The organism is Halomonas sp. AOP5-B2-8, from assembly GCF_052376475.1.
Classification (GTDB): Bacteria; Pseudomonadota; Gammaproteobacteria; order Pseudomonadales; family Halomonadaceae; genus Vreelandella; species Vreelandella casei.
In genome coordinates this window covers 466,472-487,861 of the sequence record NZ_JBQSVS010000002.1, presented here as the reverse complement: position 1 = coordinate 487,861, position 21,390 = coordinate 466,472, and the positions used below count along the sequence as shown (strand labels likewise).

General features: G+C 53.3%; 18 protein-coding genes and 3 tRNA genes. 7 read left to right on the top strand and 14 right to left on the bottom strand.

The window, feature by feature from the left end; all coding sequences use genetic code 11:
- Window positions 1–7: 7 nt before the first annotated feature.
- The 7 genes from dnaB to rnr all read right to left on the bottom strand — a co-directional run bounded on the left by dnaB (window position 8) and on the right by rnr (window position 6,977).
- Window positions 8–1,396, bottom strand: coding sequence for a replicative DNA helicase (gene dnaB, locus ACT3RP_RS06870; RefSeq protein ID WP_096278966.1), 1,389 nt, complete (start codon window positions 1,394–1,396; stop codon window positions 8–10).
- Between the two features lie 202 nt (window positions 1,397–1,598).
- Entirely contained in the window at window positions 1,599–2,045 is a 447-nt protein-coding gene (gene rplI, locus ACT3RP_RS06865; protein ID WP_096278964.1) for a 50S ribosomal protein L9, read from the bottom strand.
- Window positions 2,046–2,060: 15 nt separating this feature from the next.
- Window positions 2,061–2,912, bottom strand: coding sequence for a hypothetical protein (locus tag ACT3RP_RS06860; RefSeq protein ID WP_096278962.1), 852 nt, complete (start codon window positions 2,910–2,912; stop codon window positions 2,061–2,063).
- A 12-nt stretch (window positions 2,913–2,924) separates the two neighbouring features.
- Window positions 2,925–3,152: a 30S ribosomal protein S18 gene (gene rpsR / locus ACT3RP_RS06855; protein WP_007113337.1), complete on the bottom strand. Its 228-nt coding sequence runs from the start codon at window positions 3,150–3,152 to the stop codon at window positions 2,925–2,927.
- A 33-nt stretch (window positions 3,153–3,185) separates the two neighbouring features.
- The gene (rpsF, locus tag ACT3RP_RS06850) at window positions 3,186–3,563 is read right to left on the bottom strand and encodes a 30S ribosomal protein S6 (protein ID WP_096278960.1); all 378 of its coding nucleotides are present in this window, start codon (window positions 3,561–3,563) and stop codon (window positions 3,186–3,188) included.
- A gap of 208 nt (window positions 3,564–3,771) precedes the next feature.
- Entirely contained in the window at window positions 3,772–4,557 is a 786-nt protein-coding gene (rlmB, locus tag ACT3RP_RS06845; RefSeq protein ID WP_096278958.1) for a 23S rRNA (guanosine(2251)-2'-O)-methyltransferase RlmB, read from the bottom strand.
- A gap of 2 nt (window positions 4,558–4,559) precedes the next feature.
- Window positions 4,560–6,977 (bottom strand): ribonuclease R, encoded by a 2,418-nt coding sequence (rnr, locus tag ACT3RP_RS06840; protein WP_483393517.1) that lies wholly within the window; start codon window positions 6,975–6,977, stop codon window positions 4,560–4,562.
- Window positions 6,978–7,226: 249 nt separating this feature from the next.
- On the opposite strand from rnr, the gene ACT3RP_RS06835 reads away from it, so the two are divergent.
- From ACT3RP_RS06835 to ACT3RP_RS06825, 3 genes are all read left to right on the top strand, one after another.
- A tRNA-Leu gene (locus ACT3RP_RS06835) sits at window positions 7,227–7,313 on the top strand.
- Between the two features lie 98 nt (window positions 7,314–7,411).
- Window positions 7,412–7,498 (top strand) — tRNA-Leu (locus tag ACT3RP_RS06830).
- 45 nt (window positions 7,499–7,543) lie between these two features.
- Window positions 7,544–7,630: transfer RNA gene (locus tag ACT3RP_RS06825), tRNA-Leu, on the top strand.
- 75 nt (window positions 7,631–7,705) lie between these two features.
- Here ACT3RP_RS06825 and ACT3RP_RS06820 read toward each other — a convergent pair.
- Complete coding sequence (locus ACT3RP_RS06820; RefSeq protein WP_096278953.1) at window positions 7,706–8,569, bottom strand: DNA/RNA non-specific endonuclease; 864 nt, start codon at window positions 8,567–8,569, stop codon at window positions 7,706–7,708.
- A 73-nt stretch (window positions 8,570–8,642) separates the two neighbouring features.
- Window positions 8,643–8,918, bottom strand: coding sequence for an Lrp/AsnC family transcriptional regulator (locus ACT3RP_RS06815; RefSeq protein ID WP_008958975.1), 276 nt, complete (start codon window positions 8,916–8,918; stop codon window positions 8,643–8,645).
- Between the two features lie 383 nt (window positions 8,919–9,301).
- Between ACT3RP_RS06815 and ACT3RP_RS06810 the strand changes: the two genes are divergently transcribed.
- A complete protein-coding gene (locus ACT3RP_RS06810; RefSeq protein ID WP_441684752.1) occupies window positions 9,302–9,616 on the top strand; it encodes a high-potential iron-sulfur protein in 315 nt (104 codons plus the stop codon).
- A 101-nt stretch (window positions 9,617–9,717) separates the two neighbouring features.
- On the opposite strand, the gene ACT3RP_RS06805 is transcribed toward ACT3RP_RS06810, so the two are convergent.
- From ACT3RP_RS06805 to ACT3RP_RS06795, 3 genes are read right to left on the bottom strand one after another with little or no spacing between them, the layout of a single operon-like run.
- Complete coding sequence (locus tag ACT3RP_RS06805; protein ID WP_483393516.1) at window positions 9,718–11,283, bottom strand: SpoVR family protein; 1,566 nt, start codon at window positions 11,281–11,283, stop codon at window positions 9,718–9,720.
- Between the two features lie 43 nt (window positions 11,284–11,326).
- Window positions 11,327–12,613 carry a YeaH/YhbH family protein gene (locus ACT3RP_RS06800; protein ID WP_483393515.1) on the bottom strand — a complete coding sequence of 429 codons (1,287 nt, stop codon included), beginning with the start codon at window positions 12,611–12,613 and terminating at the stop codon, window positions 11,327–11,329.
- Window positions 12,614–12,662: 49 nt separating this feature from the next.
- Window positions 12,663–14,585, bottom strand: coding sequence for a PrkA family serine protein kinase (locus ACT3RP_RS06795; protein WP_444671514.1), 1,923 nt, complete (start codon window positions 14,583–14,585; stop codon window positions 12,663–12,665).
- A gap of 304 nt (window positions 14,586–14,889) precedes the next feature.
- Between ACT3RP_RS06795 and ACT3RP_RS06790 the strand changes: the two genes are divergently transcribed.
- Complete coding sequence (locus tag ACT3RP_RS06790; RefSeq protein WP_444625330.1) at window positions 14,890–15,405, top strand: invasion associated locus B family protein; 516 nt, start codon at window positions 14,890–14,892, stop codon at window positions 15,403–15,405.
- 39 nt (window positions 15,406–15,444) lie between these two features.
- Here the strand turns inward: ACT3RP_RS06790 and ACT3RP_RS06785 are convergent, their stop codons facing one another.
- Both ACT3RP_RS06785 and ACT3RP_RS06780 read right to left on the bottom strand, forming a co-directional pair.
- Complete coding sequence (locus ACT3RP_RS06785; protein ID WP_441684742.1) at window positions 15,445–16,488, bottom strand: threonine aldolase family protein; 1,044 nt, start codon at window positions 16,486–16,488, stop codon at window positions 15,445–15,447.
- A 194-nt stretch (window positions 16,489–16,682) separates the two neighbouring features.
- Window positions 16,683–18,704, bottom strand: coding sequence for an FAD-dependent oxidoreductase (locus ACT3RP_RS06780; protein WP_483393514.1), 2,022 nt, complete (start codon window positions 18,702–18,704; stop codon window positions 16,683–16,685).
- A gap of 150 nt (window positions 18,705–18,854) precedes the next feature.
- Here ACT3RP_RS06780 and ACT3RP_RS06775 point away from each other — a divergent pair, with 150 nt between their 5' ends.
- Window positions 18,855–19,769: a DMT family transporter gene (locus ACT3RP_RS06775; protein WP_483393513.1), complete on the top strand. Its 915-nt coding sequence runs from the start codon at window positions 18,855–18,857 to the stop codon at window positions 19,767–19,769.
- A 42-nt stretch (window positions 19,770–19,811) separates the two neighbouring features.
- Complete coding sequence (locus ACT3RP_RS06770; RefSeq protein ID WP_096278934.1) at window positions 19,812–21,380, top strand: bifunctional GNAT family N-acetyltransferase/carbon-nitrogen hydrolase family protein; 1,569 nt, start codon at window positions 19,812–19,814, stop codon at window positions 21,378–21,380.
- The last annotated feature ends 10 nt before the right edge of the window (window positions 21,381–21,390 follow it).

The following is a 21,390-nucleotide window of genomic DNA, read 5'->3' as shown; positions in this document are numbered from 1 at the left end:
CATCAAGTTAATCGCCAAACGAATCGCCGTAGCTATCCGGGGCTAAATCTTCAAAGCGCGTATATTTACCGATAAACGCCATATGCACCGTACCGATAGGTCCGTTACGCTGCTTACCAATAATTAACTCGGCAATCCCCTGGTTGTCGGGATTGTCAGGGTTATAAACTTCATCGCGATAAACAAAAGCGATAACATCAGCATCCTGCTCGATAGCGCCCGACTCACGTAGATCCGACATAATAGGACGCTTGTTAGGACGCTGCTCCAACGAGCGGTTCAGCTGTGAAAGCGCGACGACCGGGCAATTAAATTCTTTCGCTAAGCCTTTCAAAGAGCGCGAAATTTCAGAAATCTCACCGGTGCGGTTTTCACTGAAGCCGGGGATCTGCATGAGCTGAAGATAATCGATCATGACCAGCGCAATGTTGCCATGCTCACGAACTACTCGACGCATCCTGGAACGCATTTCATTGGGCGACAATGCGGCCGTATCATCGATAAACAGCTGCTTATCTTTGAGCAGATTCACCGCAGAGGTTAAGCGTGGCCAGTCTTCGTCTTCTAATTGACCGGTACGAACACGGGTTTGGTCAATCCGACCAAGCGAAGACAGCATCCTCAGCATCAACGATTCCGCGGGCATCTCCATCGAGAACACCATCACCGGCTTGTCGCTGGCGATGACCGCATGCTCGACCAGGTTCATGGCAAACGTGGTTTTACCCATTGATGGCCGGCCGGCAATAACCACCATATCCGACGGCTGCAGACCCGTGGTCATATCATCCAGGTCACGAAAACCCGTCGAAAGACCGGTCATCTCACCTTTCAGGTTAAACAACTCATCAATACGGTCGACGGCTTTGGTTAACAGCTCACTCATGCCAATAGGGCCGCCCGTTTTAGGGCGTTCCTCAGCAATCTGGAATACTAACCGCTCAGCTTCATTGAGCAGCTCATCCGCCGGACGCCCTTGAGGCGTAAAGGCGCTGTCAGCAATTTGATTAGCCGCGCGGATCAGCTTACGCAGCGTGGCACGTTCACGCACAATATCGGCATAGGCACGAATGTTGCTGGCAGACGGCGTGTTACGCGCAAGCTCGGCCAGAAATGCCAGGCCACCCACGGTATCCAAGTGATCGCGTGCTTCCAGGGCCTCAGAGATCGTCACCACGTCCAACGGCTGTGCGGATTCGGCTAAATGAATCATCACATTGAACACCAATCGGTGTTCATAGCGATAAAAATCATCGGCCACCAGACGCTCAGAGACGTTATCCCACGCCTGATTATCCAGCATGAGCCCGCCTAATACCGACTGCTCTGCCTCAAGCGAATGCGGCGGCAGTTTTAGCGCGGCCGTTTCTTTATCAGCAGAAGGCGTGTCCTGCATGGCAAGCTCCTTTAAATACGACAACGTACCCAGTAAAGATGCTTATCTTAGCCGAGCCCATACCGCGCGACGACCCACATCATCAAGATGTTGCCTTAAAGTACCCGGCGCTAATGAACTGGATAATTTAGGCAACGTCCAGAAATAACAAAAGGCGCGGGAAAACCCGCGCCTTTTGAGGCGTACGTGTCAGCGCAAAGAATTACTCTGCGACGACAACCACGCGTACAACGGCATCCACTTCAGCGTGCAAGTGTAGCGCGATGTCGTATTCGCCAGTTTGGCGAATCGGGCCATTCGGCATACGTACTTCGCTCTTGGCAACATCGATGCCAGCAGAGGAAATCGCGTCGGCCAGGTCACGTGGACCAATCGAACCAAACAGTTTGCCTTCGTCGCCTGCTTTGGAAACCAAAGACAGTTCGATGTCGTTCAACTGCTCAGCACGCGCTTCAGCTTCAGCTTTACGCTCAGCGGCTTGTGCTTCGAGCTCAGCGCGCTGCACTTCAAACGCTTCGATATTGTCTTTGGTGGCCGGTACGGCTAAACCGTAAGGCACCAAATAGTTACGACCATAACCAGGCTTAACAGTGACCTTGTCACCCAGGCCGCCCAGCTTACCAATGTTGTCGAGCAGAATGACTTCCATCTCGTAAACCTCTTGTCAGTTGCTGCGGGCAAGGCGTGCGCGAACGTTCGCGAATGTATCAATCAGCCCCAACAGCAGCACAATGAGAATCGTGGGCCAGGTCGTGATTAGCAGCACATAAAATGCGACTAGCCACAGCCCGTTCATCCCCTTTAATCCAATAAACCCGTGCACTAACGCAACGCCAGCTACCAATAGCGGAATCCAGCCAAGCATGGCCAGCGCGTGGACGCCTAACAGCGAGCCTGCCACCCCAATCACGGCCAAAATGGCCAATTCTTTAGGGCTCAAGCGCAGTGCGTGAAACTCTTCGCGAAAGCCGCCTGGGTTGTACAACCCAGCTTGCCAGCTTCGTGCAAGCGCTAAACACACTATTGCTGCCAACAGCACCACGAGCCCGGTAACTCCCCCCACTACCAGCGCGGCAATGGTTTGAGTATCGTAGCCTTGGTTGGCAAATTCCGTGAGCATGCGATCCACTTCTTGCGAACCTTCTCGCAATTGCTCAAGCATTAGCTCTGTACCACCTGGCGGTGAAAAAATGCCAAGTTGAACCATGACCACAGCGACCAATGTCCCCACAATCAATGTTTCTCCCCAACGCATCCTTTCGCGCAGGATGACGGCCATCAGCGTTACCAACAATATGCTAGCAAGCGGAATCACATCTCCCTGGGCCCACCACCAGCCAGCCGGTAGCGCTGCTGCGATGATCACCGGTAGTGCAGGCGCAAAGCCTTTACGTAAGGTCATCAGCGCGGCAATGGCTGCTCCTAACCAGAACAGCCAAGGCACTAGCGTTGCCAGGGCCGCCACGCCTGCAGCGTAGGGCGTGCCCCGCATCAGCCATCGGGCTAGTGCCAGCATCACGTTAAACGCTTACTGGTGGCTATCGGAGTAGGGCAGCAGTGCCAGATAGCGCGAGCGCTTGATAGCGGTCGCCAGCTGACGCTGATAGCGTGCTTTGGTACCGGTAATACGGCTTGGAACGATCTTGCCGGTTTCGGTGACGTAAGCCTTCAGCGTGTCCAGATCTTTATAATCGATCTGTTTGATGCCTTCAGCAGTAAAACGGCAAAACTTACGGCGACGGAAAAAACGTGCCATGGACTAGCTCCTTAAAACGTGCAGTGAAAAAAATCAGGCAGTTTCTTCTTCTTCAGCGCGCGGTTTTTCTTCGCGACGCGGACGTTTTTCTTCTGCCGGTTTCATCATCGGGGAAGCTTCAGTAACAGCTTCCTTGCAGCGTACAACCAGGCTGCGAATGATGGCGTCGTTAAAGCGGAAGATATTCTCGATTTCTTCGAGAGTCTCGCCAGCACATTCGACGTTCATCAGCACGTAGTGGGCTTTGTGGATCTTGTTGATCGGGTAAGCCAAGTGACGACGGCCCCAATCTTCTAGACGGTGCACAGTGCCGCTATTTTCAGTAACGATGCTGGTGTAGCGCTCGACCATAGCCGGCACCTGCTCGCTTTGATCCGGGTGGACCATAAACACGATTTCGTAATGACGCATGGAATCTCCTTGCGGTTTGACAGCTTCCTTAGTGTGCCACTGCTAAAGCAGATAGCGACGACTGGGAAGCAAGGAGTTAACTGAAGTGTTCAGTGGCCGCATAAGCAATCACTGAAGCATCAAACAGATCGTTTATTTCAATTACCACTGTTCACAGCTAACGCCCGCTTGCATACAAACGGGCGCGTGTATCTTAGTGGCGCGGGGGTTAACTTGCAAGCTGCCGCTGACGAACAGCTTCAAACAGACAAATTCCGGCCGCGACCGACACATTCAGACTAGACACCTCACCCGCCATCGGCAGCTTAGCAAGATTGTCACATGCTTCACGGGTTAACCGACGCATGCCCTTGCCTTCAGCGCCCATCACCAGAGCGGTCGGGCCAGTCATATCGATTGCAAATACGCTGGCCTCCGCCTCACCCGCCGTACCGGTTATCCAAACGCCCGCATCTTTGAGCTTGGCGAGGGTGCGCGCCAAATTGGTGACTTGGTACACCGGAACAACTTCGGCAGCGCCACAGGCCACTTTACGCACGGTGGCATTCAGCGGCGCCGCTTTGTCTTTCGCGACAATCACCCCGTGAGCACCGGCGGCATCGGCACTGCGTAGGCAGGCACCAAAATTATGCACGTCGGTCACACCGTCTAAAATCAGCAAAAGCGGCGGCGTTGACGACGGCCAGGCACGCAGCTTTAACCATAACGACTCTTCGCCCTCAGGCGTTAGCGGTGGGCAAAAAGCGACGACGCCCTGATGAGCCGCGCCTTGAGTCAACTGATCCAGCATATCTCGCGGCTGCTCCTTCACGCGAGCACCGCGCGCCTGAGCTTGAGCAACGACTTCTTTTAAGCGGCTACCTGCGCCCTGCTGCACCCAAAGTTCACGCGGTGATTCACCTCGATCCAGAAGGCTTTGCAGAGCGTGCACGCCATACACTTGATCTAACCCATCGGGAGTCTTAGGCCCCCGTCGAGACGATGCCGGTTTCATGCTCAACCCTTATTCGGTGATGGCTTGCGCGGACCAGTGCGCGTGCGCCGAGGGCCGCGACGCACAGCAGGCCGATCGCCGTTAGATGCTTTGGCACCAGCAGCCTTAGCTCCTCCAGCCGTAGAGCCAGCGCCCTCTTCTCCGCCGCGACTTTTGCGGGGCTGACGGCGCGGGCGAGGCTTCTCATCACCTAGGCCAAAGTCGATTTTACGGTCGTCCATATCGACGCGGGCCACTTGGACAGTAAGGCCATCGCCTAACCGGTAAGTAGTGCCCGTCCGTTCGCCCTTGAGGCGGTGTTTTTCAGCTTCGTAATGATAGTAGTCGGAAGGCAGCGAGGTTACGTGAACCAAGCCTTCTACATAAAAGGCATCTAAGCGTACAAACAGACCAAACTGAGTAACCGATGCAATGGTGCCCTCAAACATCTCACCAAGCTTGTCGGACATAAACTCACACTTCAGCCAGCTCTCAACATCACGCGTGGCCTCATCGGCGCGCCGCTCAGTCATCGAGCAGTGCTCGCCCAGCTCAAGCATTTGCTCAAACGTATACGGGCACCATTTGCTCGGCGGATCAACCGGTGCACCCTCAACGCGTAACACCGTGTTGGTCTGGCGCGGCCCGCGGATAACCGACCGTATAGCGCGATGCACCAACAGGTCAGGATAACGGCGAATGGGCGAGGTGAAGTGTGCATAGGCTTGATAAGCCAAGCCAAAATGGCCTTCATTTTGCGGCGAATAGACCGCTTGATTCATCGAGCGCAGCATAACGGTCTGGATGATATCGAAATCGGGACGATCGGCAATAGCTTCACGCAGCGCCTGATAGTCTTGTGGCGTCGGCATATCACCACCGCCAACAGACAGGCCAAGTTCGTTCAGGAACAGGCGCAGCTTATCAAGGCGTTCAGGTGTAGGGCGCTCGTGGATGCGGTAAAGCGCGGGCAAATCGTGCTTATCTAAGAAGCGCGCGGTAGCAACGTTGGCTGCCAACATGCATTCTTCAATCAGCTTATGGGCATTATTACGGCTACGCGGAACGATTTTTTCGATCTTCCGCTCATCGTTAAAAATGATCGCCGTTTCGGTGGTATCAAAGTCGATAGCGCCGCGCTCTGCACGCGCTTCACGCAGCAAGTAGTAAAGCTCTTCTAGGCTTTTCAGCGGCTTCACTAATTCGCTGTACTCTGAGCGAAGCGCTTCGCCCTCTTCGCTTTTCTCATCAAGAATCGCCGCCACTTTGTTATAAGTAAGGCGCGCATGAGAGTTCATTACCGCCTCATAAAAGCGATAACGACTAATCGCCCCCGTCTGAGAGATATTCATCTCACAGACCAGCACTAAACGATCCACATTCGGATTCAGTGAACAAAGGCCGTTTGAAAGCAACTCCGGCAGCATAGGAACGACTTGACCAGGGAAGTAGACCGAGGTACCCCGCGTGCGGCCTTCATCATCCAGCGCCGTACCAGGACGTACATAATGGGAAACATCGGCGATCGCCACCAACAGTTTCCAGCCACCCGATTTTGTTTTCCACGCGCACACGGCATCATCGAAGTCTTTGGCAGACTCATCATCAATGGTGACCAGCGGCACATCACGCAAATCAACGCGGTGCTGCTTATCGTCTTCCAGCACTTCGGCTGAAATGCCGCCAATTTGATCCATGACCTCAGGGGAAAACTCAGCAGGAATGTCATAGCTGCGAATCGCTATATCAATTTCCATGCCCGGGTCCATGCGTTCACCCAGCACTTCAACCACCTCACCTACCGGCTGTACGCGGGTAGCGGGCTGCTGAACGATTTTGGCAGAGATCACCTGTCCATCCTGTGCCCCACCGCAGGCGCTATGAGGAATAATTACTTCCTGCGTGATGCGCGGATTTTCCGGAATCAGGATGCCAAATTCAGGTGTATTACTGCGATAAACGCCTACAATCGTTTGCGTGTTGCGGGCGATAACGTCGGCGATGGTCGCTTCATCGCGACCACGACGGTCGCGACCACTAATGCGAGCCAGCACGTGATCGCCGTGAAAAACACGCCGCATTTGACGCGGCGGCAGCACCAAATCAGGCTTTTTGCCGTCATCGCGCAGCAGAAAGCCAAAGCCATCGCGATGGCCCAGCACTTTGCCTTTAACTAAGTCGAGCTTATCAATCAGCGCGTAGGCGCCTCGACGATCGCGCAGCACCTGGCCATCGCGCTCCATGGCGGCCAAACGGCGCCTGACGGCTTCGATAAGATCTTCGTCTTCAAGACCCAGCATGCGGCTCATATTTTCGTGGCTAATCGGCTTGCCGTAGCTTTCTAATGCGGCTAGAAGATATTCCCGGCTTGGTGCTGGGTTGCCGTATTTGTGCGCCTCGCGCTCGGCGTGCGGATCATCACTTAACGTCCAATACTTCATGCGATCAACATCCTTAATGACGTCATTTGCGAGAGGCGTAAAAAAAGCGCAGACGCTATGCGTTGCGGGCGGGCTATTTCAGCGCTTGAGAGGCTAAAATGAATAGGGTTTTGTTTAGTCATAGCCGCAGTATAGCGCCGCGCGTTCAATCACCCAACCGTCTTAGGCGTTGTTTATACAATTTGCTTTATAAAAAGCGCCTGCGAGGCCTTGCATTTAACCATCACCCCGGTATTATACGCGCCACTTGCCCAGATGGCGGAATTGGTAGACGCGCTAGCTTCAGGTGCTAGTGTCCGTATGGACGTGGAGGTTCAAGTCCTCTTCTGGGCACCATACTGTTTCTATACCCATTCATTGGTATAAATAGTGCGGTGTTAAGCAAGTCGGTACTCGTCACTAGGCAGTATTGCTGTTGTAAATGTTTTGTGTTCGCCCAGGTGGCGGAATTGGTAGACGCGCTAGCTTCAGGTGCTAGTGTCTGTATGGACGTGGAGGTTCAAGTCCTCTCCTGGGCACCATACGAACACAAACAGTAGTTCGTTAATCTAAGCTGTAAATGATGCGCCCAGGTGGCGGAATTGGTAGACGCGCTAGCTTCAGGTGCTAGTGTCCGTATGGACGTGGAGGTTCAAGTCCTCTCCTGGGCACCATGACAACATGGTCTCGTACGCATCCCCCCCTAACTACGCATCATCCCCTCCTATATAGATTCCCTTTTTTAAAACTTACTGAAAACGCCCAGGACGACGCGATACTTCTTCAAGCGCCCACCCTTGCGTACGCAGCTCTCCCTCCAAAACAGCTTCTACGTCAGCGCTCAAGTCTGGAAAGAAGTTAAGGCCAGTAAGCGCTTCAATTTCATCAATTGTCACTAAGTAATCATCGAGCGGTTCATTACCTCGGACGTCTTGCGGCATGATAAATGCCAGCGCTAATGGCGCATCACTATGCGGCGCGACGATAATTTTGTAGAACGCCTCTGGTACTTCTACAAAGCCCACACGATTAAACACGTTATCCATAAAATTTGCGGGAAAAACAGGCCCCGTAATAACCTGCAAATGATCAAAACGCGGGGCAAAATGATCCATGACCGCTTCTTCTAAACGCTGCCATAGCTGACGATTAAGCTGTGGCCGTTGAGGCGTCATGTTACTCATTAAGAAGGTATCGACCTGAGCGCTGCGGCCATGCACAGCAGCAATGGCATAGTTAGGCGCCATATGCCCTCGGTCATAGCCACTGCCCGCATAGTCGCCTGTGCCGATCGGCCAGAGCGTGCGCCAATCCGCCTGAAAATTAGGTCGCGAACCGATTCGCGTCTCGTCGCCAACCGCTTCAACCTGATAGCTCACCCACAGCGGATTAACCCGCACATCAGACCAGCCCACTAAATAGCCGTCGTTACGCAGCACTCGATGCATCGTTGTAGGGCTAAACGCCTCCCATGTCGGCACGCCCATCCAGGTATAGGCATCTTTATGTTGGCGTTCCTGAAACTCCCACAGCCCTGTACCCGCAACAATAAACAGCACAACGATGCCCAGGCGTCGACCGTTACTACGCCAGCGCGAAAACGATTTTCCCAACAGACTTACTCCCTAGCCAGCGCCTAAAAGCGCCTATCGTTTTATGCAAATTTTAAGGGTGAATTTCGAGAACCTACCAGCCTAGGGAAAACATGGTTTCTAGATCGTGGCGCGAATGCACCTGCATGGCGTTGAGTGTTTCTGTATCACTGATACCTTCAACGGCGTTTAAGCGCTCGGTAACAAGCTCGGCTAAACTTTCAAAATCACGGGTACGAGCAATCGCTACCAAGTCGTAACGGCCACAGGTGGAATACACCTCACTAATACCCTCAACATCGGCCAGCCGCTCAGCGACAGCTTTAACTTGCCCTTTATCGGTATTGATTAAAATGACTGCGTTTTGCATGGTGCGCCCTCTCAACAGAAAAAATCACGACTCACAATGGAATGTCGGCGTCGAGCAGAGTATACCAGTGACATGAAGGCTGGCGTAGCACCTGCCGCCGGCGTGGCTTATTGCTAGCCCATCTCATCTCTATGCGCACGGCCTTATTTGCACAGACCTATTAGCACAGACCTATTAGCACAGACCTATTAGCACAGATCTATTAGCACAGACTTTGTCATCCGCTAGCATCTAGCCGATAATGACCCGCAAGCTGACTGAGAGCCACTTGAAGGCTCTGAATGATGCGTTTTAAGTAAATTAACAGAACGAAAAGACCCAAGAGGTGGATAACCACCCGACAATCGTGGTCAAACGTCAAACCGTGACGATAAGGAGAAATCATGGCTAACCAGAATCGTCGTGACTTCATGCGCAACAGTCTGCTGGGGCTTGCCGCCCTTCCACTAGGTGTGGGCATTCTGTCTAAAACCGCTTTTGCTCAAGGCCTTCCGCGTCTTGATCCTTCAGCGCCTAACGCGCAGGCACTTAATTATGTAGAAGTTGCCAGTGATGCGAGTGATCACCCGGCTTTTGAAGAGGGTGAACTCTGCGACAACTGCATGTTCTATAGCGCTAATAATGAAGGCTGCCAGCTCTTTCCAGAGAATAGCGTTGAACCTGCCGGATGGTGCCAGTCCTGGACCGCTCAAGGCTAGGCATCTGGCCCCGATGAGACGTCTATAACACACTGCCCTGCTCATCATGGGGGCAGAGACTGCTAAAGAGCCAGCGCTAAAAAACCTTTCAAAAACTCGCTTTAGGCAGTGCTGTTTTCATCCTCTATCGGCCAGTGATAGCGCCGCGTTACGCGGCCTTCCTCAAGCGAAACCAGATGAACGGGAAACCCCCATAGCTGCTGCAAATGGCGCATGACGGGGTAAACGCTACGCCCCAACGGGCGACGGTTGTCCTGCACATGATGAAGCGTCAATGAGCGATCTCCCCGAATCGCCGCTTCGGCGACTTGTATATTAGGTTCGCGAACAGACAGCGCATACTGGGTAGCCAGCGCGTCACGCACGCGTCGGTAGCCCTGTTCGTTGTGAATAGCCGCCACTTCAAGCGTCTCAGCCTGATCATCATCCACGACAAGAAACAGCTTATGATCGCGCATCACCTTCGGTGATAAAAACTGCTGAATAAACGATTCGTCTTTGAAGTTACGCATCGCAAATTCTAGCGTCTCCCGCCAGGGTGTCCCGGCAATGTCTGGAAACCATGCTTGATCCTCCTCGCAGGGCGCTTCACAGATCCGCTTAATATCCATAAAAATCGCAAAGCCTAACGCGTAGGGATTAATGCCGCTGTAGTGCGGGCTATCAAAGGGCGGTTGATAAATAACGGCCGCGTGGGACTGCAAAAATTCAAACATCAGCCCTTCATCGACATCGCCATCGTCGTAAAGCCGATTCATTAGCGTGTAGTGCCAAAAACACGCCCAGCCCTCATTCATCACCTGCGTTTGCCGCTGAGGATAAAAGTACTGTGCTAATTTGCGTACAATCCGCACGATTTCACGCTGCCATGGCGAAAGCAGCGGCGCGTTTTTTTCAATAAAATAGAGCAGGTTCTCTTGGGGTTCCGAAGGATAATGACCGCCACTATGTAGGCCTAAAGGATCGTCATCGCTATTCAGGCTGGCCAGTAGCGGCGAGCCACCCTCCGGCAATCCCGGAATGGTGCGCCAGAGCATGTTCACCTGGGTTTGTAGGTAGGCCTCTCGCTCATCTTGACGCTTAGCTTCCTCTTGAGCAGAGATAGGCGAAGGCCGCTTGTAGCGATCCACACCGTAGCTTTGGAGCGCATGGCAGGCATCCAGCAACTGCTCGACGGCTTGCACACCGTGACGCTCTTCACACTGATTGATGTAGCGTCGAGCGAACACCAAGTAATCGACAATCGATGAGGCGTCGGTCCAGGTTCGAAATAGGTAATTGCCTTTAAAAAAAGAGTTATGCCCGTAGCAGGCATGCGCCATCACCAGCACCTGCATCATCAGCGTATTTTCTTCCATCAAATAGGCAATGCAGGGGTCAGAGTTAATCACCAGCTCATAGGCCAAGCCCATTTGGCCGCGTTTATAGGCTTGATCAACCGCTAAAAACTGCTTACCAAACGACCAGTGATGGTAGCCAACCGGCATCCCTACGCTTGCGTAGGCATCCATCATTTGTTCAGTGGTGATCACTTCTATCTGATTAGGGTAAGTATCCAGCCGATACTCGTCGGCGAGCCTGGCCAGCTGTGCATCGAAGCGCTCCAGCACAGCGAAGTTCCAATCTGAGCCGGTGGCAATCGGCCTGCGTTTGCGAGTCGCACTCATAGCCCACTCCTCTACACGCGGTCCCTAGCCTCGATATAAGGTCTTAGGACTGGCTTAAGCGACGCTTAAACAGCTCGCGAAAGACTGGATAAATATCGCCCGCTTCCACAATTTTCCGCATCGCAAACCGATCGGGAAACTCATTGACCACGCTCTCGTACTCATGCCATAGCGATTGATGATCGTGGGGGGTAATTTCAACATAGGCATAGTATTGCAACTGAGGCATTAGCTGCTTAATCAGCAAATCGCGACAGATATTCGAATCATCATCCCAATTATCGCCATCGGAGGCCTGCGCTACATATAGATTCCACTGGCTAGTGGGATAACGCTTCTCGATGATTTTATTGACGAGGTTTAGCGCGCTGGAAACAATCGTGCCGCCAGTTTCACGTGAGTAGAAAAACTCCTCTTCGCTTACTTCCCTGGCGGCCGTGTGATGGCGTACAAACACCAGCTCAACCTTCTCATAGTGTTTCTCCAAAAACAGGTAGAGCAGTAGGAAAAAGCGCTTGGCAATATCCTTGTGGTTTTGGGTCATCGAGCCGGAAACGTCCATGACGCAAAACATCACCGCTTGGTTAGAGGGCTGCGGCTGTGCGCTGAGCTGGTGATAGCGCAGGTCATAAGTGTCAATAAAAGGCACGCTGGCAATACGCTTTTCCAAGCGCTCGATCTCGGCTTTTAGCTCAGTGATACGGGCAGGATTGCGCAGTACTGAGTCTTTACGCTCTTCGGCATTCAGTGCCTCAACCGCGTCCTTAAGCGCTCGTTTATTGGGCGCCCGCATCGCAATACGCCTGGCATACGCTTCACGCATCGAGCGGGTAATGCTGATACGTGAAGGAACCCCATCGCGCGAAAGCCCCGCCCGCACCATTTTGACTTCTTCCAATGACTTAAGCGGCTTGCGCTGCAGGTGGGGCAATTCCAGACCATCGAAAACAAACTCTAAAAACTCCTCACGACTAAGGGTGAAAGCAAACTCATCAACGCCCTCGCCCTGGTTCGACGCCCCCCCTTCACCATTTCCGTTGCCATCCCCCTTACCCTTTGGTCGGCTAATCTTATCGCCGGCGATATATTCCTTATTACCGGGCGAAACGATATGCCGCGCACCGCCTGGGCCATGCTGGAAGACCGGCTCAGATATATCCTTCGCCGGAATAGAAATTTTCTCCCCGCGCTCCATGTCGGTAATTGAGCGGCGGTTAACGGCCTCCTCAACCGATCGCTTGATATGCTTACGGTAGCGCTCTAAAAAGCGCTGCCGGTTAACCGCGCTTTTATGTTTAGCGTTTGGTCTTCGATCAATAAAGTAGGTCATACGACCTCCTTAAGCGTACAACGTAAGCGCGGCTCTTAAGCGCAGCCCCTTACTGAGACTTGCGTACACGCAAATACCATTCGGATAACAGTCGAACCTGTTTCTCGGTGTAGCCGCGCTCGACCATCCTTGCCACAAAATCTTCGTGCTTTTTCTGATCTGACCGGGAAGCCTTGGCATTAAAAGAGATCACCGGCAGCAGCTCTTCCGTATTGGCGAACATTTTATGTTCAATAACGCCTTTCAATTTTTCGTAAGACTGCCAGCTCGGATTCATGCCGTTATTTTGCGCCCGAGCCCGCAGCACAAAGTTAACCACCTCATGACGGAAGTCCTTCGGGTTCGAAATCCCTGCAGGTTTCTCAATTTTCTCTAGCTCTTCATTCAACGATTGGCGATTGAGTTGCTCGCCGGTTTCATGGTCACGATATTCCTGATCCTGAATCCAGAAATCGGCATAGGTGACATAGCGATCAAAGATGTTCTGGCCATATTCACTATAGGATTCGAGGTAGGCAGTCTGAATTTCTTTACCAATGAACTCCACATAGCGAGGCGCCATAAATTCTTTGATAAAGCCTAAATAGCGCTCAAATGCCTCCGACGGCAGCTGTTCGCGCTCTAGCGCCTGTTCCAGTACGTAGAGTAGGTGCACCGGATTAGCTGCCACTTCGACACTGTCAAAGTTGAACACTTTAGACAGAATTTTGAACGCAAAGCGGGTAGAAAGCCCCTGCATGCCCTCGTCCACACCGGCCGCGTCGCGGTACTCCTGAATCGATTTAGCACGCGGGTCGGTGTCTTTCAGGTTTTCACCATCATAGACGCGCATCTTGGAATAGATATTGGAGTTTTCCGGTGATTTAAGCCGCGAAAGCACAGAGAACTGCGCCAGCATGCGAAGCGTGTCCGGCGCACAAGGGGCGGCGTTAAGCGAAGAATCTTCAAGCAGCTTTTGATAGATTTTGATTTCTTCCGAAACCCGCAAGCAGTACGGCACCTTAACGATATAGACCCGATCGAGGAACGCCTCATTGTTGCGGTTATTACGAAAAGCCTGCCACTCAGATTCGTTAGAGTGGGCTAAGATGACGCCATCAAACGGGATCGCCCCCATACCTTCGGTAGGGTTGTAATTGCCTTCCTGCGTTGCGGTGAGCAAGGGATGAAGCACCTTGATAGGCGCTTTAAACATCTCAACAAACTCCATCAGCCCCTGATTAGCGCGGCACAGGCCGCCGGAAAAGCTATAGGCATCAGGGTCATCCTGGGAATAAAGCTCTAACTGACGAATATCAACCTTACCTACCAGTGACGAGATATCCTGATTGTTCTCATCACCGGGCTCGGTTTTAGAAATAGCGATCTGATGAAGACGCGAAGGATATAAACGCACGACTCTAAACTGAGAGATATCGCCGCCATATTCTTTTAGGCGCTTTGCAGCCCAAGGTGACATAACGCTGCGTAAATAACGCTGTGGAATCCCATACTCTTTCTCTAATAGCTCGCCATCTTCTTCCGGGGAAAACAGCCCCAGCGGCGACTCGTAAACCGGTGAGCCTTTAATGGCATAAAACGGAATGCGCTCCATGAGCAGCTTAAGGCGCTCCGCTAGCGAGGACTTACCACCGCCCACCGGGCCGAGTAAATAGAGAATCTGTTTACGCTCTTCAAGCCCCTGAGCCGCATGCCTAAAGTACGCCACAATTTGCTCGATGGCGTCTTCCATACCGTGAAACTCGGCAAAGGCAGGATAACGGCGGATAACTTTATTGGAAAAAATACGCGATAGCCGCGCGTCCTTAGCAGTATCCACTACGCCAGGCTCGCCAATCGCTTCCAGCATGCGCTCGGCAGCACTGGCATACACCGCTGGCTCACGGCGACACAGCGCCAAATACTCTTCCAGGCTCATGTCTTCTTGCTGGACGCGGGAAAAACGGTCTTGAACGTGGTCAAAGATGCTCATGGCACTCTCCTGTGGCCCATCCCCGGACAGTCACCGCCAAGCCATGTGTTTCGCAACGGCGTGCCAAACGAGGTGTCGCTTTTTTAGCGTAGTCAGTATTAGCAAAAAGTGATGACTAAAACCTTCAACGCTAGAGGGTCGAAAAGATTAAAAGCAGCCGAGACGTAGCGGCCAACGTCTAAACGCGACGCTGGAACCCTGAGCTTGTAACATGTTCGAATATAGGTAACCTTTAATCACTTGACGGCAACCGCTTTGAGCCGCCCTTTTTGAAGGCCCGTTCAATCCTAGGAGATAAGAATTCATGCAAATTCGTCGCGCGCTGATGACCGCTTTATTACCACTGTTCGCCGCTACCGCCACGTCAACGGCCCTGGCCCAGCAGAACGCCCAGAACGTCGACACACAGCGCTTTCAGGACTGGGAAGTGAACTGCCCCACCGAAGCCAGTCAGCAGCAGGGCTGCACTATGAGCCAAATCATCAACAACCCAAACAGCAATGAACCCCTGATGCGGGCGATGGTCGGCCACTCGGCTCAGATAGATGGCCCGGTGATGGCCTTTGTATTGCCGCTAGGGGTGAACCTAGCGGCAGGCATGCAGCTGCAGATGGATAACAACGAGCCGGTCGGCTTCCCCTACCAGTTCTGCCAAGAACAGGGCTGTCGCGCCGATCTGCCGCTGGAACCGAGCATGTTGCAGCAACTGCGCGGCGGCTCAACCGCGACCGTAAGCGCCATCGATCCAGACGGCCAGCGCCTTGACATGGACATGTCACTGATGGGCTTTACCAGCGCCATTCAGCAGATCACGCCCTAATCGGTTCGGCGCCCAGCGGCTAAAACCATACAATGCGAGCTAAGCGATTACCTCGTTCACGTCGGCTAAAAGCTGATCAAGCAGTTCGACGGTGGTGTTCCAAGCACAGACAAAGCGGGCGCCGCCTGCGCCAATAAAGGTATAGAAGGTCCATCCCTTGGCTTTCAACGCTTCAATCGCCGGGGGTGGCAACTCAACGAACACGCTGTTAGCCTCGGTCGGAAACATCAGCGATACGCCTGGCAGCGCCTGCAGCCCTTCCGACAAATAGCGCGCCATGGCATTCGCATGCTGGGCATTGGTTAACCAGGCGCCGCTTTCTAGCAGCCCTAGCCACGGCGCCGATACGAAGCGCATCTTAGAAGCCAATTGGCCAGCCTGCTTACAACGGTAAGAGAAATCTTCGGCAAGCTCACGATTAAAAAACAAAATGGCTTCGCCAAATGCCAAGCCATTTTTAGTCCCCGAGAAACACAGCGCGTCTACGCCGACCTGCCACGTTAGCTCTGCTGGCGAGGCATTGAGGCTTGCACAGGCATTGGCAAAGCGTGCCCCATCCATATGCAGGCGCAGGTCGTGTTTATCGGCAATGGCACGAATGGCCATGAGTTCTTCGCGGGAGTACAGCGTTCCCACCTCGGTTGCCTGGGTCAGCGATACGACTTTTGGCTTTGGATAGTGAATATCGCTTCGCTTAGTGACCAGCGCCTCGATACCTTCAGGCGTTAGCTTGCCGTTAGCACCTGGCGAGGTCAGCAGCTTCGCACCGTTGGAGAAAAATTCAGGGCCGCCGCACTCATCCGTTTCGATATGGGCCAGCTCATGACAAATAACGCTGTGATAGCTGCGCCCCATTGCCGAAAGCGCCAGCGAGTTGGCGGCCGTGCCGTTGAAAACAAAGAAAACGTCACAGTCATAGTCAAACATCTCGCGGAAACGGTCTGCGGCACGGGCCGTCCAAAGATCGTTACCATAGGCCAGATCGTCACTACGGTTGGCTTCAAGCAAATATTCCATCGCCTCTGGGCAAATACCTGAGGTGTTATCACTGGCTAAAAAACGCGGGCTACACTCCGAGGTCATGACGCTTGTCCTTATATCTGGCGATCTTACGGCGCAGGCTGGGTGCCACCAGCGCCTTTAATGCCTAGTTACGCTTAATAAATAGGCCAAGAAATCCCTTATTAACGGATCATTTAGTCTATCGCCATTTATAGGCTAACGTCACCCGCGCTTTTTAAGCACTTTCTTATAAATACGCCCTCATACTTGTATTGCTATAACAGCGCCGCTAAGCGAGTGCCCTGTTCAATAGCGCGTTTGGCGTCCAGCTCGCTGGCTTCATCAGCACCGCCGATAATATGTACCGCCACTCCTGCCAGCTCTAGGGGAGTCAATAAATCACGCACGGACTCCTGACCGGCGCACACCACCACGCTATCCACCGCAAGCAGTTGATCAACGCCGTCTCGCCGGATATGCAAACCAGCATCGTCGATATTGAGATACTCACAGCCGGTTAGTATCTTCACGCCACGCTGTTTAAGCGAAGCGCGATGCACCCAGCCCGTTGTTTTACCCAAGTACTTACCCGGTTTAGACGTTTTACGCTGCAACATCACAATGTCGCGGGGAACCTCTGGCGGCGTGGGAGCCTTTAATCCACCTCGCTCGCCGACGGCTAAATCAACGCCCCACTCGTCGCACCAGGCATCGATATCCAGCGCAGCGTGCCCCTGATGTGCTAACAGCTCAGCGACATCAAAACCAATGCCTCCTGCGCCAATCACCGCCACTCTACGCCCTACCCGACCAGGAGACTCAATTGCCTCAGCGTAGCTAAGCACCGAGGCATGGTCGTAACCTGGCAAGCTTAGCTCGCGAGGCTGAACCCCCGTAGCCAGCACCACCTCGTCAAAGCCCGCTAGCGCTTGCGCCGTGGCCGTGGTGTTCAAGCGCACCTCTACTGCATATTTAGTAAGCATGCCTTGGTAATAGCGCAGCGTTTCGTTGAACTCCTCTTTACCAGGAATTTTACGCGCATAGTTAAACTGACCGCCTAATTCACTACGCCGCTCAAACAGCACCACGCGATGCCCGCGACTGGCCGCCGTCACCGCAGTGGCAAGCCCTGCAGGCCCACCACCCACAACGGCGATGTGCTTGGGCGCCTGTGCCGGCGCAATGATTAGCTCCGTTTCATGGCAGGCACGAGGATTAACCAAGCAGGATGTCAGCTTTCCTGCAAAGGTATGGTCCAAACAGGCTTGGTTACAGGCAATGCAGGTATTAATCTGCTCGGCCTGGCCTGCCTGCGCCTTACTCACCCAGGCCGCATCCGCCAGAAAGGGCCGCGCCATAGACACCATGTCGGCATGGCCTTGCGCCAGCACCTGCTCGGCAACGTCCGGCATGTTGATCCGGTTGGTGGTAATGAGCGGAATCGTTAGCGCCGACTTAATGCGCCGGGTGACCTCGGTAAAGGCCGCCCGCGGAACGCTCGTCACAATGGTTGGCACCCTTGCTTCATGCCAGCCGATACCGGTATTGATCACATCGGCCCCGGCAGCTTCAATCGCCTGCCCCAGCGTGACGACTTCTTCCCAGGTACTGCCGTCTTCAACCAAATCAATCATCGAGAGACGGAAGATAATCACAAAGCGTTTCCCCACCGCAGCACGTACGCGACGGACAATTTCAACGGCAAAGCGCATCCGGTTCGCAAACGGCCCGCCCCATTCATCGTCACGCTGATTGGTCCGCTGGCAGATAAATTGATTAATCAGATAGCCTTCCGAGCCCATCACTTCAACGCCATCGTAGCCCGCCCGTTGTGCAAGCTGGGCGCAACGAACGTAATCGGCTATCTGCTGTTCGACCTCGTCGCTGCTCAGCGCCCGGGGCATAAAAGGATTAATCGGTGCCTGAATAGCCGAAGGAGCGACTAAATCCGGCGAATAGGCATAGCGCCCGGCGTGAAGAATTTGCATGCATAAATGGCTGCCCTCTGCGTGCACCGCATCCACTACCTGACGATGTTCCGACAGCTGCGCGTCATGGGTCAGCGCGTGTGCACCCTGAAATACCGCGCCTTCAGCGTTGGGAGCAATCCCTCCCGTCACAATGAGGCTAACCCCTTCCCGCGCCCGCTCCGCATAAAACGCCGCTAAGCGTGAAAAGCCGTCAGGCGCTTCTTCCAAATTGGTATGCATTGAGCCCATTAATACGCGATTGGGCAACGTTAAATGGCCAATGGTTAGCGGGCGAAAAAGATGCGGATAGGCGGGTTCACGGGTCATCAGGTTTCTCCAGATATTATTAGACGACATTATTCAAACAAGCGTATGACATCCTGATCATCACGTATAGTCCCGCTAACGTCTGCCAATCGCTTGCCCAGCGTATGAATTCACGGCACATTACCCGGCTAACGATAAGGAAACGTTGCTATGCCCTTGATTTACTTTTTACCGCCGCTCGCTACCGTGCTCATCTGGTCGGGCAACATGACCATTAATCAGCTTAGCGTAGGTGCCATTGCACCGAGCAGCATCGCTTTTTTACGCTGGTTATTAGCACTGGCGGTAATGACGCCCTTTGTACTACCAACAGTGCTGCGACACCGCGCGGAGATTAGCCGCCAATGGCCTAAGCTTGCACTGCTAGGGCTGCTCGGTATGGGGCTATGGCAAGGGCTTGCCTATGTCGCGGCAGAAACGACTACCGCGACTAATATGGGCATTCTAGCTGCAATGGTGCCGCTGTTAACGGTGCTGCTAAGTGCACTAATTCTTCGCGAGCCACCCACCCTTGGGGGCATCATCGGCGGCGTGCTGGCATTTGTCGGCGTTACGGTACTGCTGGGGCGTGGCAACCCGCTGTCACTGCTGCATTTACAGGTCGCGCTAGGAGATGCGCTAATGGTCGTGGCGGCCACCTGCTACGCACTGTATGGCGTTATGCTCAAACGCTGGTCGATGAACTTACCGCCCTGGGTAATGCTCTATGCGCAGGTTTGTTTTGCCGTTTTGTTCTTGCTACCACCGTACTTGATGGGTCCAATGACGCCCATCGATGGGCAAAACATTGGGCTAATACTCTATGCGGGTATTCCTGCTTCCGTAATTACCACCTTTTTATGGATGCGTGCGGTGCGTCAAATCGGCGCCAATCAATCAAGTATTTTCATCAATTTGATGCCGCTATTTAGCGCTCTGATTGCGATGGTTTTTTTAGGCGAGCAGGTGGCCAGTTTCCATCTGACGGGAGGGCTGCTGATTCTGGCGGGCGTGATCATGGCGCAAACGCTGACCCGTCCGTTCACACGTGATTTAACCTCCGATAAGTCGAGCCGCGCTCGATAATGCTAGAATGGTCGTTTATTTCTGACGCTGGGAAGCCCTAATATGTCCCTGGAAGAGCTGCATCTTAATCTGCGCAACCTAATGAGCGATGACTACGATCAGCTCAAGACCTTGATGGACGCGGTCTATCACGATATTGGCGGTGCTTGGCCAAAGCGCACGATCGATAAGCTCATTCAGGAGTTTCCTGATGGCCAAATCGCCATTGAAGATGATGGTATTCTGGTCGGTGTAGCCCTAACGGTTCAGGTCGATTACGACGAGTTTTCGAACCCGCACAAGTATGACGATCTTATTGGTCATCGCGAAATTATCCTCAACGACGAGGATGGCGATGCTATGTACGGGCTAGACGTGCTGATTCATCCCGACTACCGGGGTTATCGCCTAGGACGACGTCTTTACGAAGCACGTAAAGAGCTGTGCCGTTCGATGAACCTGCGGTCAATTCTTGCCGGTGGACGTATCCCAGGCTACCACCAGCATGCCGATGAACTTACGCCCGCTCAATATATTGATAAAGTCTCACGCAAAGAGATTTATGACCCGATTTTGTCTTTCCAACAGGCAAATGATTTCCAGGTAAAGCGCTTGCTGCGTAAATACCTACCGGAAGATGAGCAGTCTCGCGGCTACGCTACCTTGCTGGAGTGGAATAATATCTTATTTGAGCCCGCCGACAGCGTGCTCGACAACAAGCCGACTCAAGTGCGTGTAGGTGCCGTGCAGTGGCAGATGCGTGAGTTCTCCTCGGTAGAAGCCGCCCTTCAGCAGATCGAATACTTTGTTGATGCCCTCTCCGACTATCAGAGTGATTTTGCGGTCTTTCCCGAGCTGTTCTATGCACCGCTGATGGGTCTTCAAGACCGCGATGCCCAGAAGGATCAAATGGGCGCTATTCGCTTTTTGGCCGGTTTCACCGAGCGATTTAAGCTCGAGCTATCGCGTATGGCGGTCTCGTACAACATCAACATTGTTGGCGGCTCGATGATAGAAGTCGGTGACGATGACAGGCTCTATAACATCGCTTACCTGTTCCACCGTGATGGTAGCGTTGAGCGTCAGGCCAAACTGCATATTACCCCTCAAGAGCGCCGCGACTGGGTGATAGAGGGTGGTGATGAGCTTCAGGTGTTTGATACGGACGCAGGCCGCGTAGGCATCTTGATTTGCTATGACGTGGAGTTCCCAGAGTTGGGTCGCCTGCTGGCCGATCAAGACATGGACATCCTGTTCGTGCCCTTCTGGACCGACACTAAAAACGGCTACCTGCGCGTGCGTCACTGTGCCCAGGCAAGGGCGATTGAAAACGAGTGCTACGTGGTGCTCTGCGGCAGCGTTGGCAACCTGCCTTCGATTGAAAACCTTGACATTCAATACGCTCAGTCAGCGGTTTTCTCGCCTTCCGATTTCGCCTTCCCGCACGATGCGGTGCTGGCGGAAACGACGCCCAATACAGAGATGATCTTCTTCTCTGATTTGGATCTCACACGCCTCACGGTCGTGCGCGCTGAAGGCTCAGTGACGAATTTGAAAGACCGTCGTAAAGATTTGTTCGATCTACGCTGGCGTGACTGGTCGTGGAAATCCGGCGGTAAGTCAGAAGAGTGAATGAGAAGAG

What these genes read in the sequence shown, in the direction of transcription:
- ACT3RP_RS06805 (WP_483393516.1), bottom strand. Translation starts at nt 11,283, where the DNA reads ATGAGTGCGACTCGCAAACGCAGGCCGATTGCCACCGGCTCAGATTGG.
- rlmB (WP_096278958.1), bottom strand. Translation starts at nt 4,557, where the DNA reads ATGAAACCGGCATCGTCTCGACGGGGGCCTAAGACTCCCGATGGGTTA.
- ACT3RP_RS06785 (WP_441684742.1), bottom strand. Translation starts at nt 16,488, where the DNA reads ATGACCTCGGAGTGTAGCCCGCGTTTTTTAGCCAGTGATAACACCTCA.
- ACT3RP_RS06800 (WP_483393515.1), bottom strand. Translation starts at nt 12,613, where the DNA reads ATGACCTACTTTATTGATCGAAGACCAAACGCTAAACATAAAAGCGCG.
- ACT3RP_RS06780 (WP_483393514.1), bottom strand. Translation starts at nt 18,704, where the DNA reads ATGACCCGTGAACCCGCCTATCCGCATCTTTTTCGCCCGCTAACCATT.
- dnaB (WP_096278966.1), bottom strand. Translation starts at nt 1,396, where the DNA reads ATGCAGGACACGCCTTCTGCTGATAAAGAAACGGCCGCGCTAAAACTG.
- rpsR (WP_007113337.1), bottom strand. Translation starts at nt 3,152, where the DNA reads ATGGCACGTTTTTTCCGTCGCCGTAAGTTTTGCCGTTTTACTGCTGAA.
- ACT3RP_RS06770 (WP_096278934.1), top strand. Translation starts at nt 19,812, where the DNA reads ATGTCCCTGGAAGAGCTGCATCTTAATCTGCGCAACCTAATGAGCGAT.
- rplI (WP_096278964.1), bottom strand. Translation starts at nt 2,045, where the DNA reads ATGGAAGTCATTCTGCTCGACAACATTGGTAAGCTGGGCGGCCTGGGT.
- ACT3RP_RS06810 (WP_441684752.1), top strand. Translation starts at nt 9,302, where the DNA reads ATGGCTAACCAGAATCGTCGTGACTTCATGCGCAACAGTCTGCTGGGG.
- ACT3RP_RS06815 (WP_008958975.1), bottom strand. Translation starts at nt 8,918, where the DNA reads ATGCAAAACGCAGTCATTTTAATCAATACCGATAAAGGGCAAGTTAAA.
- rnr (WP_483393517.1), bottom strand. Translation starts at nt 6,977, where the DNA reads ATGAAGTATTGGACGTTAAGTGATGATCCGCACGCCGAGCGCGAGGCG.
- ACT3RP_RS06775 (WP_483393513.1), top strand. Translation starts at nt 18,855, where the DNA reads ATGCCCTTGATTTACTTTTTACCGCCGCTCGCTACCGTGCTCATCTGG.
- ACT3RP_RS06860 (WP_096278962.1), bottom strand. Translation starts at nt 2,912, where the DNA reads ATGCTGGCACTAGCCCGATGGCTGATGCGGGGCACGCCCTACGCTGCA.
- ACT3RP_RS06795 (WP_444671514.1), bottom strand. Translation starts at nt 14,585, where the DNA reads ATGAGCATCTTTGACCACGTTCAAGACCGTTTTTCCCGCGTCCAGCAA.
- ACT3RP_RS06790 (WP_444625330.1), top strand. Translation starts at nt 14,890, where the DNA reads ATGCAAATTCGTCGCGCGCTGATGACCGCTTTATTACCACTGTTCGCC.
- rpsF (WP_096278960.1), bottom strand. Translation starts at nt 3,563, where the DNA reads ATGCGTCATTACGAAATCGTGTTTATGGTCCACCCGGATCAAAGCGAG.